Origin of the sequence: Rhizobium gallicum bv. gallicum R602sp (assembly GCF_000816845.1) — a bacterium.
Lineage (GTDB): Bacteria > Pseudomonadota > Alphaproteobacteria > Rhizobiales > Rhizobiaceae > Rhizobium > Rhizobium gallicum.
The window spans coordinates 146,930-161,670 of record NZ_CP006879.1 but is presented as its reverse complement, the minus strand read 5'-3'; the positions used below and the strand labels follow the sequence as shown (position 1 = coordinate 161,670).

The window sequence follows — 14,741 nt, the reverse complement described above, 5'->3', positions numbered from 1 at the left end:
AAGGATCCGCACGACCACGTGCGGTCTTCCAGCCGCCGCAGGGATTCAAATGAACTTTCCCTCAATTGATCCAATCAATGCCATGGACGCTGCATTATTGAGCGCGTTCCTGCCTGACTTTTGTCGCGTCGACGGGGAGCCAACGAATCCGGATTACTGATCGAAATGCGCTGTTCGCCCAAGCAGAAGACAGCGATGCAGCGCGAACGCAACTGCCATCACGCATTGCCTTCACACAGAAGCCAAAAGGAGTCCTAAAGAAATGTACGCGCCGAGTTATTCCGAGGCCCTGGAATTTGCGATCGACCGCTCGTACGACATCAATTTAGATATGTTGAGGTCGCAAAACTTGCACCTTGACACACACAACGATTATCTCGTCGGCACATATCCTCCTCTCAAGGCAATGGGCGACCTGAATGGCGAACAGTTGTTGGCCCAGGTTGCATCGTCAATTGACCTCTATTTCCACATCCCTTTCTGTAATCAGTATTGCACCTTTTGCCACTTCGCCAAGGAAATCAATCCATCGTCCGAGCGAGTGGAACGATATTTGGCGGCCTTAAATAAAGAGATGAGTTGGTCAGATGCGGCGCTTGATGGCAGAGCTATTGAGACTGCTTTTTTCGGGGGTGGCACGCCCTCGTTTTTGACCAACCACCAACTAAAAACGCTATTTGATATGATCAACAAGCGCTTTGATTTATCGAAATCCGAAGTAAGTTTTGAATTGCATCCCTCACTTGTAAAGCATGCGGATGCTGCGGATCGCGTATCCACTCTACTTAGAGGCGGCGTAAACCGCTTCGTTCTGGGTGTTCAAACACTAGATCGAAATATTTTGCGCGTATTAAACCGCGGGCATGGTACGGATGAGGTGATCCAACTCGTAAAATTACTTAACGAGATGGGCGTCGAGAATCTATCCCTTGACCTGATGTATGGGCTGCCGGAGCAAACGCTCCGGAGCTGGTACGACTCCGTTATCGGCCTCGTGGATATGGGAATTGAGAAATTCAATATATTCCCATTAATGTTTAAATCGACGGACCCCATAGCCCACCAATTGGCGAGAGGACGATATCAATTCGCGGGCGCTAAGGAGCGCATCATAATGCATTTTATGGCGGAGCACATCCTCACGAGCCTTGGCTATCGACATGGGCCGATCTTCTACTGGACTAAGAGGCCGCAGCCGCATTCCGTTCAACAGCGTCGTAAATACGATTCTTGGAACGACAATAATCTCGTCCCGTTTGGGGTTGGCGGATTTGGCTACATGAGTCAGTGCCAGTTCTATAACGAGGCGGATTTAGATCGATATCTGTCTAGAGTTGAAGCGGGCGAAAAACCAGTGTGGAAAGGTGCTGTACTGTCGCAAGACGATCTCATACGCAGAACATTAATGTTTGCCTTGCGAAGCAGCGGAGTGCCACTCTCCCGCTTCGAGCGAGAATTTGGGGTGTCGATTAAAAAATACTTTGGCCGCGAGCTTCAAATATTAAGGGAGGCGGGACTCGCCTGCATCTCAAACGATGGCGTGCTTTCTTTGACTGCTGCCGGCATTATCAATTCGGGCGCTGTATCGCTGCTATTTTTCTCGGATAATGTGCTTGAGCGAGTCGCGTACAACGATAGCAGAATAACAGACAAACGAACTGATCTGCTCGAAAAACACGATTACTCGCCGGCGGCAAGATACGGATCAAGTGCAGAAATGCAAGCTATCTTTCGGTGAAGTCGGGGTGCTCGTCAATGGTCACCAAGTTGCCCTTTTCCGTGCCGGAACAGCCGCCTTGTCGGACGCAGGAGATATTTTCTCATCTAACCGATAGCATTGATCGCCGGGAGCGAAAGCGCCCGTTGGGGCTTCTCAGCAATTTTGTCAGTGATCAACTGCCGCACTGTATTGCGGAGATCAAAGCCAGTGAACGACCCGATGAAGCGGTTAAGGCGCTTGGGCGTAGCATTAACGCAATGATTGCGGAGACGGACTATAAGGCGCAGCTGCTGAACCTACCGCAGCCCGAGTTCGGGGTCGCTAAGACAGATATCCAGTATCTCGTCAATTGTGCTTATCAGATGTCTGCGTTTGCCGGCCTTCATCCCGTCGATGCCGAGCTGACAGTGGGAGGAGCGCTGAGGCAGCTTGCGCGCGTAAGCTGTCAGCGGCAGCCTAGCATTGATGTCCTTTCCTATGAAGATATGATCCTTACGAATCCGTTGCAGAGCGATCCACGCGTATATTGCCTCGGCTCGGCCGGGGTCGAGGAGCGAGATTTTTGCCTGGGCCATCTCCTCATTGAAAGTGAATTGCAGTCAGCAATGGACGCTCTACTCGAGATGCGTGACGCCGTCGGGGCGGACGCGCGTCAATGTCTTGCGGTATGCGTGGAGCGCCTTGAGGCAGCAGTTTGTGTTCTAGCACGTTTTAATGAACGCATGTCGCCCGATCTATTTGGCCAATTTCGGGTGTTTTACGGAAAAAACCCCTACAAGGATAGGCTGGGCCCGAGCGGCCGTTTTTCTGCCCGGATCGTGGCGGTGTCGGTGCTATTGATCGGTGAAGAACTCTTCCATCAGAAACCGCAATTTTACATGGATATATATCGGCTGTCAGAATACTATCCGCAAGGTTGCATTCAGGAAGTATTCCGCTGGTTGTCACCAGACAAGGGCAGCGCGGGGCTCCAGCCAAGCTGGCTAGAAGGGAAAGCGGACTTTCCTAAGTTTGCAACCATCTCGCCCGTCATGGAGCGCCACGGCAGTGAAATCAGAAAGCTGCGCGCGTCCTGTGTTTGTGCGTTGGATCGGTTTACCCGGATGCACCGCGGTACGGCTTTGAAATATACGGTTGAACCGGGTCGTCCAGTTGTCGGAGTTGAAGCTTCGGAAAGTGTCGAGGCTGTGCTTTCACAGCGGCTGTTAACGGCGGCGCATCAAAGATAACGGCGGTATTTGCCTAGGTAAAAACATATCACGATGCCAGACGCGCAGGCGTCCGACACGAGAAAGGTGATGTTCGATGTCTCAAGACGAAGTGATCTTTCGTCGGTTTGAGTCAGGGGATGCCGATGATGTATGGCATCTGCATAGGAGCGCATCTGAGGCTGTTGGTGTGCGTGGTCCGGAAAGATTCTGGGAGGATGATTTACGCAATGTCGGAGAAGTATACATCGCGTCAGGCGGAGACTTCATAGTTGCGCATATTGGCCCCCAACTCGCTGCTATGGGCGGATTGAAACCTGTTGACGACGATGTCGCAGAGCTGAAACGTATGCGGGTCGATCCCGCCTTTCAACGACGAGGGCTCGGAAGGAGGCTTCTTCGTGAATTGGAATCGCGAGCCGTTGCTCTTGGATTCAAGTGGATAAAGCTCGACACGACAAAGATCCAAGTGGGGGCTCAAAGAGTTTATGAGACGGCTGGCTATGTCCGCCGCAGGGAAGGGATGTTGCACGGATATGCAGTGATCTTCTACGAGAAGCGGCTTGCCGGCCAGGATTGACCCACCTCAAATGATCGATGAGGTCGTGATTCGATGTTAAGTCCGTGAACGCCATGACATCATCGTCACAACCCAGAGGAGGCCGTCCTGGGGCATCGTGGGCAATTCTGCAGTAACACGCTCTTAGAGCTTGATGATATTGAGCTTGCAGGTTTCGAGCGAGGCCTCGGTTCTTTTCCAAAAGTATAATGGAAAAGCGTCCGAGACCGGAGGCTTCGGAGTACGATAGAAATCCCGTCAATCCGGCCCTTGAAAACTTTGGTCAGTTTGGGCCGGCAGGTGCGCTCCCTCTCCCGACGCGAAGTAAGGTCTGCGTCGTTCAAGGTTGCTGATGCGAGGAGCGCTAATCTTCGCTCCGGGCCGGGCGAGATCTATCGCTATCATCGATAGCCTTCCGACGGTGCACAATTGTGGCCGGCCTCGGACACGATGGACCTTCGGCGAAGGTCGACATCGGGCCGACAGGAGTTCATCTTCGGCTTTACGACTTCGTTTGGATCGGCCAGCTTTTGGGGCATTCCTTCAAGCCGCCAAAGAGGGATCCCGAAACTGATGTCTATGCCTTTCTGGTGCCGGAGTTCGTCAACGCGCTTCGCCAATGCCTGAAAGATGGTGGCTGCGCACAGCGGCACAACGAGGCCGAGCGCGGTGGCACCTTCCTCGTCGGCTATGCCCGGACGGGACGGCTTTGCCGCCTGCGGATGCGGGAGCAAAATAGCTGGGCGCGCTCTTGGTATCTTCACACGGCCCGCCTCGCGGAAGGCTAGTGATAGACCTCGATGCAGCTGAGCGCTTTTCTACCCGCGTACGCGGCCCTTTTCACTTCGAAACGCTGGACTTGGCGGGGTGACGGAGGTCGATGCCCGCGCGGCCGGCTGTGGCGGCAGATTATCACGGCGAGTGCCACAAGGCCTTGGTTAGGCCCCACGGCTCGACCGCAAATGACCGAGATCGCCCGGTCGGCTTGGCAGGGCTTGTGGCGATCGACCACCGCAGCGATCAGGCGGACTGATGGCGGACATCTTACCTGATCTATCCATAGCATCGATGAATTCCATCCAAACAATCGATTATGCCCATGCTACGGCGTGTTGCATGAAGAGAGGTGATCCCGAAGGTGGATCTTTGCAGTTATTGTCCGTGGCTGGCTCCGAGATCCATTGGGAGGAGTGGTCGGCGGAAACTAGCATGCACTCTCTTGATAGCGCTACCGTAAAGACAGCAATGATGAACACAGGGCAGGCCCGGTCGGGCGAAGGTAACAATTCCAACCAACGCTGCCGGCGAGGTGTTTCCGCCCTAGCTGATCCGCCCCCCGCCGAAGCGCGGACGTCCTCCGTCGACGCCGCCGACGATCCCACGAACCTTCACGCCGCGCCCCGCCGCGGGCTGGACGAGATCCTGGAAGCCTGCATTGCCGAGGAGGTTCCGGGGGAATACGAGGGCCGGCAAGAAGCGGTGAGAAGAATCAGAGCGTGGGTAGAGACCGGCGATGTCCATGGAGCGCTGAATCTGTCATCCCTGCGCCTGACCAGCCTGCCCTCCGGGCTACAGACGCTGAACGCCCGCGTCCAACCAGCACGCCCGCCCGACGTTCTCCCCCGGGTTCAAGAGGCTCGAGGCTCTACTCGTGGACAGGGCGACATCCGGTCGTGGGGCATCAAGGCCCCACCCCCATATCCGCGCGATCAAGCGAAGAACAACTCCATCGCGCTGGCGCGGATTGGCAATGTACCGGTGCCGTGAACCACGAGGATTCATCGTTGAGAAAGCCGTTTATCCCACTCGCCCCCGTCCTGGTCTGCTTAGCACTGCTTCCCTTCCGGTGTGCCATGGCGGATCAGCCCGCAGCACCCGCCCTTACCGTCTCACTGGTGACGCCGGCGCAACGCGAATGGCCGGAAACCGTTCCTGCGAGCGGCTGGCTGAAACCGTGGCAGGAAGCAATCATCGCCTCCGAGACGAGCGGCCTGCGCATAACCGATGTGCTTGCCGATGTCGGATCCACTATCACAAAGGGGCAGGCGCTCGTCCAGCTTTCTAAGGACAGCGTGCTCGCCGACCTTCGTAAACAGGAAGCGGCCGTCGTGACCGCCAAGGCAAATCTGACGAAGGCCAAGGCCAATGCGGACCGCGCTCGGCAGCTTCGTCCTTCGGGCGCCCTTTCCGACGAGAAGATCGTCGAATATCTGGCCGATGAGCAGACGGCAACCGCAAGCCTTGAATCCGAAGAGGCGGCACTCGACAGCGCAAAGATCAAGCTTAGCCAATCAACCATCGTCGCCGTTGACGACGGCCTTATCACCTCGCGCTCCGCCGAGCTCGGCGCAGTCGTCTCCGCCGGCACCGAGCTGTTCCGCCTGGTCCGCCAGCAGCGTGTCGAATGGCAGGCGGAGGTTTCGGCGCACTACCTTGGGCGTATTTCCGGAGGATTGAGCGTCGAGATCAATAGGCCGGACGGCCACCCCATTCATGGCAAAGTGAGGCTTGTGGGACCTTCGATCAGCACGAATACCAGCCGCGCAATCGTTTATGTCGCGCTTCCCGCCGACGTCCGTCCGCGCGTCGGCCTTTACGTCACGGGCAGCATCGAACTGCAGACCACGCCGGCGCTGACGATTCCCGAGACGGCAATCGTGTTCCATGATGGGATAAGCTACGTCTTCACAGCCGACGAGGACAAGCGGGTAAAACGGGTCCGGGTGGAAACGGGCCGTCGCAACAATGGCGAAGTCGAGATGCTCTCCGGCATAGACCGGTCGTCGAAAGTCGTGACGTCGGGCGGTGCGTTTCTGTCGGACAACGACCTCGTGAATATTGCGGCGAAAAACTGATGAATTTCTCTGCATGGTCGATCCGCAAACCCATACCGGCGATACTGCTCTTCGCAATGCTTACCATCGGCGGACTGCTGGCGTTCAAGCGCCTGCCGATCCAATACTTCCCCGATATGGACCTTCCGAGGATCAGCATCACCGCGACACTCGGGGGCGCGTCGCCGACGCAACTCGAGACGGAGGTTGCCCGAGTGATCGAGGACCAACTCGCGTCGCTGAGCCATCTCGACCACATCACGACGACGATCACCGACGGAACTGTCTCGATCACCGCCTCCTTCGAGCTGGAGAAGGACAGCAACGAGGCGTTGAACGAGGTCCGTAACGCCGTGGACGGTGCAAAGGCGGATCTGCCGGCGCAAATGCAGACGCCGAGCGTCACCAAAGTTACTTTGCAGAGCACTGCGCTGGTCACCTACGCGGTCCGTTCGTCCCACCTTAATGAGACCGAGCTTTCCTGGTTTATCGACAACGATATGACGAAGGTCCTTCTGTCGGTACCGGGAGTGGGACAGGTGAGCCGATTCGGCGGCATCGACCGCGAGGTTCATGTCGACCTCGATCCGGCGACGATGGCCTCGCTCGGGATCACTGCAGCGACTGTTTCGGCACAGTTGAAGTCGGTCCAAGCGGATACGTCGGGTGGCCTGGGAGAAATCGGCGGCACGCGCCAAACTCTGCGGACGCTCGGCGCCGTGGCGTCTGTCGAAGACCTCAAGGGGCTCCGAATTCCGCTGGCCAACGGGCAGCAGGTCCGTCTCGACGATGTCGCTTCCATCACTGACAGCTTCGCAGACCGGTCCTCACTTGCCTATCTTGACGGCCAGCCCGTGATCGCTGTCGCGATCAACCGCTCGAACGGGTTTTCCGACACCGGCGTCGCCGCCGACGTCGATAACGCGATGGCACAGTTCGCCGCCGAACATCCCGACGTGCAGATTGATGAAGTCTACAGCACCGTCGGATCGATCCTCGACAACTATCATGGTTCGATGCACATGTTGTTCGAGGGGGCGATCCTCGCCATCGTGGTCATCTGGCTCTTTCTGCGGGATTGGCGCGCAACCATCTTGTCGGCCGTGGCACTGCCATTGTCGATCATACCGACCTTCCTCGCCATGTACCTCGCTGACTTCAGTCTCAATATCATTACTCTGCTTGCACTGTCGTTGGTGGTCGGCATCCTTGTCGACGATGCCATCGTCGAGATCGAAAATATCGCTCGCCACCTCCAGATGGGCAAACGGCCGATTGATGCCGCCCTCGAAGCGGCCAATGAGATCTGGTTAGCAGTGATCGCGACCACGCTCACGCTCGTCGCGGTCTTCCTGCCCACGGCATTCATGGGCGGCATACCAGGGTTGCTCTTCCGCCAGTTCGGCATCACCGCCGCAGTCGCTGTACTCGCCTCCTTGGTCGTTGCGCGTCTACTAACGCCGATGATGGCCGCCTATCTCATGAAGCCGCATCCCACCGAGGAAAAGGATGGGCGAATCATGCGTGCCTACATTGCGATTGTGAAGGCGTCTTTGAACCACAGGAAGAAAACGGTCTTCGTGATCGCAGCCTTCGTCGCACTCTCGCTTTACACCATCCCCTTCCTGAAATCGGGCTTCCTGCCGGCTGCCGACGACGCACGGACCGAGGTGACGTTGACCCAGCAGCCCGGCGCCACCATCGACCAAATGGACGCAACAACCAAGAAGGCGGCGGACATCATAAGCACGCTTGGCGAGGTGACGCATGTCTTCTCGTCGGTCGGTTCGGCATCGACGGGTAGTGGTCCCGAGGTCACCACCACCAGAAGTATCGGAACGGCCAAGCTCGTCGTCATGCTGACGCCCATTGACGAACGAAACCGCAAGCAGTCAGAGATCGAAAACGACATCCGGTCGGCCCTCTCGGTGCTCCCCGGCGTACGGGTCGCGGTCGGTAGCGGCGGCAACGGAACGCAGCTCGACATCACCCTCGCCAGCGATGACTCCAATGCCCTTGACGAAGCAAGCAAGGCGCTTGAGGAGCAACTCCGTACGCTCAACGATATCGGAGCGGTGACGTCGACCGCCTCGCGGCAGGCGCCCGAGGTTCAGATCATCCCGGACGTTGTACGCGCAGCCGCACTCGGGGTGACGTCAAGCGACATCGCGGAAGCCGCGCGCGTGGCGACACATGGGGACTACTCTTCCGCCCTGCCAAAGCTCAATCTGCCTCAGCGGCAAATCCCTATCGTCGTCCGGTTCAAGCCCCAGGCACGCAAAAATCTCGACGGCATTAGGAACATAAGGGTGGCCGGAACCCACGGCAGCGTCGATCTCGGATCAATCGCTGACATCCGTATCGGCGGGAGTCCTTCCGAGATCAACCGCATCGATCGAATGCGTATCGTGACTCTTTCCGTTGAACTCAACGGCCGTATCCTGGGCGACCTCTATCGCGAGGCAAAGGCGCTTCCGGCTCTTGAGCACCTGCCGGCGGGCGTCACGCTCATGAAACAAGGCGAACTTCAGCGCAGTTTGGAACTGTTCCAAAGCTTCGCGCTTGCAATGGCAATCGGCGTGTTGTGCATCTATGCAGTGCTGGTCCTGCTTTTCCACGATTTCCTGCAGCCGTTCACCCTCCTCATGGCCCTCCCGCTTTCGCTCGGAGGCGCACTCCTGCCGCTGCTGATGACCGGAACTAGCTTCTCCGTGCCGGTCGTCATCGGGCTGCTGATGCTCATGGGAGTGGTGACGAAGAACTCGATCCTTCTCGTCGAATGCGCGATCACCTTGCGCCGCCAGGGAATGGGGAGGTTCGATGCTCTCGTCGATGCCTGCCACAAGCGCGGGCGTCCCATTGTCATGACCACCATCGCCATGGGCTCGGGCATGCTTCCGGTTGCTCTCAGCCTGACGGGAGGCGATACAAGTTTCCGGCAGCCGATGGCCATTGTGGTGATCGGCGGCGTAACAACGTCGACGCTGCTCAGCCTTATTGTCATCCCGGTCATCTTCACCTTCGTCGACGACCTGCTCGAGGCACTGAAACGGCTCGGGCGCCGGAACGGGCCACGCCACGAGACTGCCGGGCAGGAAACGGATGCGTCAACGATTGCGAGCCGATTGCCTTCAAACGTAGCCCTGCGACTCGAGGACGTGGCCGGAGATGATTACATCTCAGCAAGAGATCCATCGAAGACATGATTGCCAAGTTGATCGGGCGCAACCCGGCGAGTTGTGGAGCAGCGCACGTTTGTACCGCTCAATCCTCAGGAGCGATCGACCATTAACCGCAAACAGAGCTGGCCTATGGTGACAGCCCGCGTTTCTGGCCTGCGGTATAGACCTTGACGCGGTGGCTTGCCGGGCGTTGTGACCTTTGTATCCGGCATCTGCGATGATACGGGAAAGCGTTGCGCCGAGCTGCGCCTCGATGGTCGGGATGACGGTTTCGAGTGCGTGGCCGTCATAGGGTTTTCCGGGCAAGGCTTGAATGTGGGTGACGAACAGGCCGCCTTTCGATCGGTTGAGTGTCGTTGCAACGGAGACCTTGACGCCGAACTCGTAAGTGCCAACAGCTTTGGATTTTTTAAAGCGTCCAGGTACGTCGATCGTGCTGACCAGAGCCCAAAACGACAACGGCCCAATGCCCGGAATGGTCATCTCAAAACGGCCGGCAAGCGCATGAGGGTGTCCGCAGTTCGAATCCGTTCAAGACCAACGGTTTTTTAAGCTAGCAAAGCTGAATAGTCATGAGCCGTTGACCGCCCTCTCAAACCGGTCGGGAGCCGATATGGCCAGGGTACGGTAGTCACCGAGATCCGCCTCCTTCGTCAGCTTCCAATAGTCGATCAGGCGCCAAGGGCTGTTCGTTACGATTCGCCCTCGGTCGTTGCGGAAATAGGTGGACATGCCGGGATGGCTCCAGATCATGTCCTGGTGCATCTCTTGGATCGTCCGATTGTAGCGGTGATATACGTCTTGCCGGCATTCCACCTCGACGAGCTTCTTCTCTCCCATCTGGCGCAGAATGCTCAGCACGTAATCGATCTGGCTTTCGATCGTGAAGATGAAGTTGCCGCGGTGGCCGAGCGCCGTATTGGGGCCGTAGAGCATGAAGAAGTTCGGGAAGCCCGCCACTACGGTTCCAAGATAAGCCTGGCAGTCGTCATCGTTCCAGACCTCACGTACTGTCACGCCGTTGCGTCCGATCACCTGAACCGGAAGTAAGAAGCGTGTTATATCGTAGCCCGAGGCGACGATGAGAACGTCTGCCTCATGCGTGTCGCCATTTATCCCATGGATCGACTTGCCTTCAACATGCGCGGCGGCGCTGTCTACCAGTTTAACATGCGGCTTGAGTAGGGTCTTGTACCAGCCGTTGTCTAGGAGCATCCGCTTGCCGAATGGCGGGTACGGCGGGATGACCTTGGCCAGAAGGTCGGGGCGTCCGGCCAGCTGTTCTTCGATATATCGAGTATAAGTCTCGCGGTGGCCGTCGTTTACCGCATTCACAGAACGATCGGGATGCGGCCACGCCGGGTCCTTCTGCAGGGCCGCGTGCACTTGACTGTCGAAAATCCAACTCAGCCGGAGCCTGTAGAGCCATTCGTAGTGTGGCACCTCGCGGAGCAAGAACTGCACCGGCTCCGGAACCGGCATTCGAAATTTCGGGAAGGGCGCCGCCCATTGGCGTGACCGCTGGAAGATCGTCAGGGCACTCACTCGATCTGCGATGGCCGGAACAACCTGCATTGCCGAGGCCCCATTACCAATTACAGCTACGCGTTTGCCATCAAGAGTAACCTCTGGATCCCATTTCGAGGTGTGGACCACCGGGCCGTCGAAGTCACCCAGACCCGGAATACTCGGCCATTTCGGCGTGGTGAAGCCTCCCACGGCCGAAATCACCACATTGGTCACAAGGGTTTCTTCCGTACCGTCGGGCAGGCGTAACCGGGAATGCCAAGTCCGGCTCTCTTCGTCATAGCGAGTGACAAGGCACTCCGTGCTGTAGCGGATTGAACTCTCGATCCCGAATTCGCGGGCAACGCGGTTGAAATAGTCGTCGATTTCCTGCTGCAACGGGAAGAACTTGCTCCAGTTGCCACCGGCAAAAGTGTAGGAATAGAGATGTCCGGGCGTGTCTACTCCGCAGCCAGGGTAGTAATGTGAGTGCCAGACCCCGCCGGTACGATCTTGCTTTTCGATCTGGATGTAGGAAACGCCCAGTTGTCGTAACCGAATTGCTGCTGCTAACCCGGACATACCGGCCCCGATGATCAGTACGTGGAAGTCCTCCGGCAAGCACACCGGATCGGGAACCGCGCCTGAATACCTCCGCAGCTTGTGGATCATCATGTCAGCGTATTCCGGCGGAATAGGCTCGGCCTCTGACATAGTTAGCATACGGATCAACTCTTCTGCCGACAGGTCCGGCTTGGCGACGTGTGCCCCCTGGCGCCAAGCCATGATGGCGGCCAGCGCTGCATCGCGAACGTCCGTCTGCAATTCGATCGCTAAGCCGCCGGAATCGTTTTCGTCCCAGCGACTCTTCACGGGAATAAACGGCGGATTTAACCAGTACTCTTGTCCTGTGAACTGGTACAGAAGGAGTAGCAGGGTTGGAATGTTGGCCGAAGGGAGTGCCTCGGCGATACGTTGGCGGAACGGGACGAGGTCCGTAGAGTCAGCCATGATTTAGGTCCTACAGTTGCAAGAGTCTGGACCAAGCAGCCAAGGCGCTGCACCTGGTTGCAAATTTCGTGCCCCAGCTTCGGCGCGGTTTCAGCGACGGCATTAGGGAGGGTTCGGCGGGCAGCCCGCTGAACATCTGATCCAGATCGCACTTGAGCGCGTCGGCATCGATCGCTCCCCCACGGCGATGGCAATTGCCGCGCGCCAAAAGCCGCTTATGATCGGAGGTCGTGACAGCGGCGAGGGTTTGCTCGGTGCCCTCGTCCCGCCGGTGCGGGTACAACCGCGGCAAATGCGCCTGTGCGCCCTCGCCTTTTGGCGCTTCCTTCTTCTGCATCTGGAGCGTTCTGCTCTAGGATGGCTGGACGTAGGTCCCGGCAGAAAGAATTGTGCTAACATTTCGACATCTCCGCGCGATTATCGTTGGTCGTGTCGCGTCTGCAAATGCCTGGACGCAATATGCGTGCCAACGGAAAAACTCTTTTGATACAACGTAACTGATCGAATCGGCTGTCTCGCATGTCCGACAATGTCGTACATCGGACAGGGCAAAGCGACACGACCTGCTGCACGCCTGACGAGCGCGATGTACTCCTGACGCATCTCGACGCGGCCGATGCAGGCGGCGCGCGTCTTGACCGTGAACCGGGTGCGATTTTCGGCGGTGCCGCCATGCTCGCAGTCGCGCCGGATGGAGTGAATGGACAGAAAACTCTGAGGGAGATCGCCGTGCGCGAAATGCAGCGTCAGCGATTTGAATCCGGCCTCGCGGGCGCGCTCGCCGGCGGCCGCGAAATCGCGTTCGATGCGAGTGCAATTATTATGAAGCGAAATCCGCCAAGCCGGGAAACACCATTATCACAGCTCCCGATGCCATCGTGCGATCATTGCCGCCTATATATCGGTCAATCCCATGGCCGCCCGGCGGGAAGAAGCCGCACAAATAAGATTGATTACTGTTGTAATAAACATAATGACCATCAAGCTGATCAGCTGACTGATTTTCCGTTATTTGACGGGCCACCGGCCTTTTGTTCCTTCGCTTATAATCTCTCGACAACTCGCCTCTGATTATTCTCTGTCAAGCTTTAAGTCGCCTTTTCGAACACGTGAATGTCTGAGCCGGCGTTGTCTGAAAGGACATCAATCGACGCAAGCCCTGCGAGGTGCGCACATTCTTTGAAAAACGCCTCTGAAAAAGAAAACGAGTTCTTTAGATGCAGCCGATCACCATCTAATAATTTAATACTTTTATCTTTAAGATAAAATGTCGAATTCCTTTTTACGATCGCAGTATGTATTACCTGCATAAATTTATCATCACCTTTAATATCTGCCTCATAATCAAATACCTCTGGATCAAAATTATCGTCGATAGGTAACTCTGCTTTCATTCTGTAGAAAACGTTTAGCTGAAAATCTGGATGCGCTTCATAGTAGGACTTCGCGACATCTTTCCTCAGATCTGAGCCAATTGAGATCGCGACCCAGCACCGCTTAGCGCTGTTCGATATTTTCTTCAGCGCCTGGACGACAGCCTCTACGGGGGGGGTTTCACTTATGGAAGCGGCAAGATTCCCAAATGTCCGGCCAAACATGACTACAAATGCTGCCTCATCACCGAAAAAATAGCGTCGCCCAGAGAATATATCGTGGCGTATGAATTCGATTCTCAACCCGAAAGCAGACGGCAATTGCCTGATGTCGCAGAGGAACTCGTTCGACCGATCGACCAGTATGCAACGTGAGGTCTCGCCGCACAAGCTTGTTACAAGGGGAAGCGTCTTGTGTTGGAATGCTCGCACTGTTCCGGGGCCATAGTCCAGAATCGACACCCCACTACGAGATCGCTCGCCCTGATGATACCATTGGACATAATCTCTCACTCTCTGCTGAAGTTTTTGAGCCAACTTAATCTCAGCATCCACCATGTTGGCTGTACCAGTGACGAGCGCATTATTCATTCTCTGAGTTTCAGCTTTAGCCCATAACAATGCGCCACTCATCGAATTACCGTTCCGGTCAAGTCCAGTGTGGTGAGCGTATTGTTCAGGACCTAAGTCTGGCGCATATTTTTGCTGAAACAGCTCCAAACTGGTTTCAAGAAAGCTCACAACGGCCTCTCCTCTCGGTGTGAGTGCGGGGGAACGTCTCGCACAGGTAAATCATGCCATTGAGGAAGCATCGGTCGCCCGGGCCGGGGCGCAGGCCTTAAGCGTCGCGCGCAAATCACAGTCTTCGCGGTGACACCTCTTGCGAGGCCGATCCTGAATGGTTGTTCCTTCTCCTTGGCGCAACGGCATTCGGACGGTTCAGCATGATCCGTGCCAGACCAAGAACATCATTTTAAAACAATGAGATGACCGCCATGTGTCTTGACCTGTTTCCGACATTGTCGAAGGTGTGACACTGTTAACCGCTCTGGCGCGTTAGCGCGACGCGGGCCGGAATCGAATGGATCACCTTTGGCAGGTTGCTGCGGACCGCGTCTTCTCAGCGGCGGTCATTTCAACGAGTCAAAACAAACGCCGCAATCTGGAAACCGGCAACGAAGCCGTGGAAACCGTTCGGGAAGAAGCCGTCAAGAGATGCGAGAGCGATGCCGTGCTTCCGCCAGGAAGTGTAAAGGCATGGCCCAAATCGCCCGGCCATGAGCGCGGCAGCCATCGGTCGGTTTACCAGGATTGGAGTTAAGCATGGCATATTAAAAGTCAGACGGTG

Annotated in this window: 10 protein-coding genes and 3 pseudogenes; 7 read left to right on the top strand and 6 right to left on the bottom strand. The window is 56.6% G+C overall.

All coding sequences use genetic code 11. From position 1 onward, the window contains the following. The first annotated feature begins 262 nt into the window (after nucleotides 1-262). The 7 genes and pseudogenes from RGR602_RS21735 to RGR602_RS21705 all read left to right on the top strand — a co-directional run bounded on the left by RGR602_RS21735 (nucleotide 263) and on the right by RGR602_RS21705 (nucleotide 9,493). Nucleotides 263-1,738, top strand: coding sequence for a coproporphyrinogen-III oxidase family protein (locus RGR602_RS21735; protein ID WP_040114191.1), 1,476 nt, complete (start codon nucleotides 263-265; stop codon nucleotides 1,736-1,738). Between the two features lie 17 nt (nucleotides 1,739-1,755). Next, nucleotides 1,756-2,949 (top strand): hypothetical protein, encoded by a 1,194-nt coding sequence (locus RGR602_RS21730; protein WP_223844065.1) that lies wholly within the window; start codon nucleotides 1,756-1,758, stop codon nucleotides 2,947-2,949. Between the two features lie 76 nt (nucleotides 2,950-3,025). Then, nucleotides 3,026-3,508 carry a GNAT family N-acetyltransferase gene (locus tag RGR602_RS21725; RefSeq protein ID WP_040114190.1) on the top strand — a complete coding sequence of 161 codons (483 nt, stop codon included), beginning with the start codon at nucleotides 3,026-3,028 and terminating at the stop codon, nucleotides 3,506-3,508. Between the two features lie 410 nt (nucleotides 3,509-3,918). After that, nucleotides 3,919-4,275, top strand: a complete 357-nt coding sequence (locus RGR602_RS21720; RefSeq protein ID WP_052451690.1) for a hypothetical protein — start codon at nucleotides 3,919-3,921, stop codon at nucleotides 4,273-4,275. A gap of 244 nt (nucleotides 4,276-4,519) precedes the next feature. Beyond that, complete coding sequence (locus tag RGR602_RS21715) at nucleotides 4,520-5,254, top strand: hypothetical protein (RefSeq protein ID WP_040114189.1); 735 nt, start codon at nucleotides 4,520-4,522, stop codon at nucleotides 5,252-5,254. Nucleotides 5,255-5,271: 17 nt separating this feature from the next. Next, entirely contained in the window at nucleotides 5,272-6,342 is a 1,071-nt protein-coding gene (locus RGR602_RS21710) for an efflux RND transporter periplasmic adaptor subunit (RefSeq protein ID WP_040114449.1), read from the top strand. Continuing rightward, nucleotides 6,342-9,493 (top strand): annotated as a pseudogene (locus tag RGR602_RS21705) (efflux RND transporter permease subunit). The gene RGR602_RS21710 and the pseudogene RGR602_RS21705 overlap by 1 nt, the downstream one beginning before the upstream one ends. 140 nt (nucleotides 9,494-9,633) lie before the next feature. Here RGR602_RS21705 and RGR602_RS39805 read toward each other — a convergent pair. The 6 genes and pseudogenes from RGR602_RS39805 to RGR602_RS39800 all read right to left on the bottom strand — a co-directional run. Then, nucleotides 9,634-9,911, bottom strand: a pseudogene (locus RGR602_RS39805) (IS5/IS1182 family transposase); the annotation flags it as partial. A 162-nt stretch (nucleotides 9,912-10,073) separates the two neighbouring features. Continuing rightward, nucleotides 10,074-12,020, bottom strand: coding sequence for a flavin-containing monooxygenase (locus RGR602_RS21700; RefSeq protein WP_052451689.1), 1,947 nt, complete (start codon nucleotides 12,018-12,020; stop codon nucleotides 10,074-10,076). A gap of 10 nt (nucleotides 12,021-12,030) precedes the next feature. Further along, nucleotides 12,031-12,357 (bottom strand): hypothetical protein, encoded by a 327-nt coding sequence (locus RGR602_RS21695; protein ID WP_040114188.1) that lies wholly within the window; start codon nucleotides 12,355-12,357, stop codon nucleotides 12,031-12,033. A gap of 80 nt (nucleotides 12,358-12,437) precedes the next feature. Beyond that, nucleotides 12,438-12,770, bottom strand: a complete 333-nt coding sequence (locus tag RGR602_RS36080) for a hypothetical protein (RefSeq protein WP_237362002.1) — start codon at nucleotides 12,768-12,770, stop codon at nucleotides 12,438-12,440. A gap of 338 nt (nucleotides 12,771-13,108) precedes the next feature. After that, nucleotides 13,109-14,134, bottom strand: coding sequence for an L-histidine N(alpha)-methyltransferase (locus RGR602_RS21685; protein ID WP_223844064.1), 1,026 nt, complete (start codon nucleotides 14,132-14,134; stop codon nucleotides 13,109-13,111). Between the two features lie 316 nt (nucleotides 14,135-14,450). Then, nucleotides 14,451-14,600: pseudogene (locus RGR602_RS39800) on the bottom strand (amino acid transporter); the annotation flags it as partial. Between the last annotated feature and the right edge of the window lie 141 nt (nucleotides 14,601-14,741).

Coding starts and splice junctions, on each gene's coding strand:
- RGR602_RS21735 (WP_040114191.1), top strand. CDS start 263: ATGTACGCGCCGAGTTATTCCGAGGCCCTGGAATTTGCGATCGACCGC.
- RGR602_RS21730 (WP_223844065.1), top strand. CDS start 1,756: ATGGTCACCAAGTTGCCCTTTTCCGTGCCGGAACAGCCGCCTTGTCGG.
- RGR602_RS21725 (WP_040114190.1), top strand. CDS start 3,026: ATGTCTCAAGACGAAGTGATCTTTCGTCGGTTTGAGTCAGGGGATGCC.
- RGR602_RS21715 (WP_040114189.1), top strand. CDS start 4,520: ATGGCGGACATCTTACCTGATCTATCCATAGCATCGATGAATTCCATC.
- RGR602_RS21700 (WP_052451689.1), bottom strand. CDS start 12,020: ATGGCTGACTCTACGGACCTCGTCCCGTTCCGCCAACGTATCGCCGAG.
- RGR602_RS21695 (WP_040114188.1), bottom strand. CDS start 12,357: ATGCAGAAGAAGGAAGCGCCAAAAGGCGAGGGCGCACAGGCGCATTTG.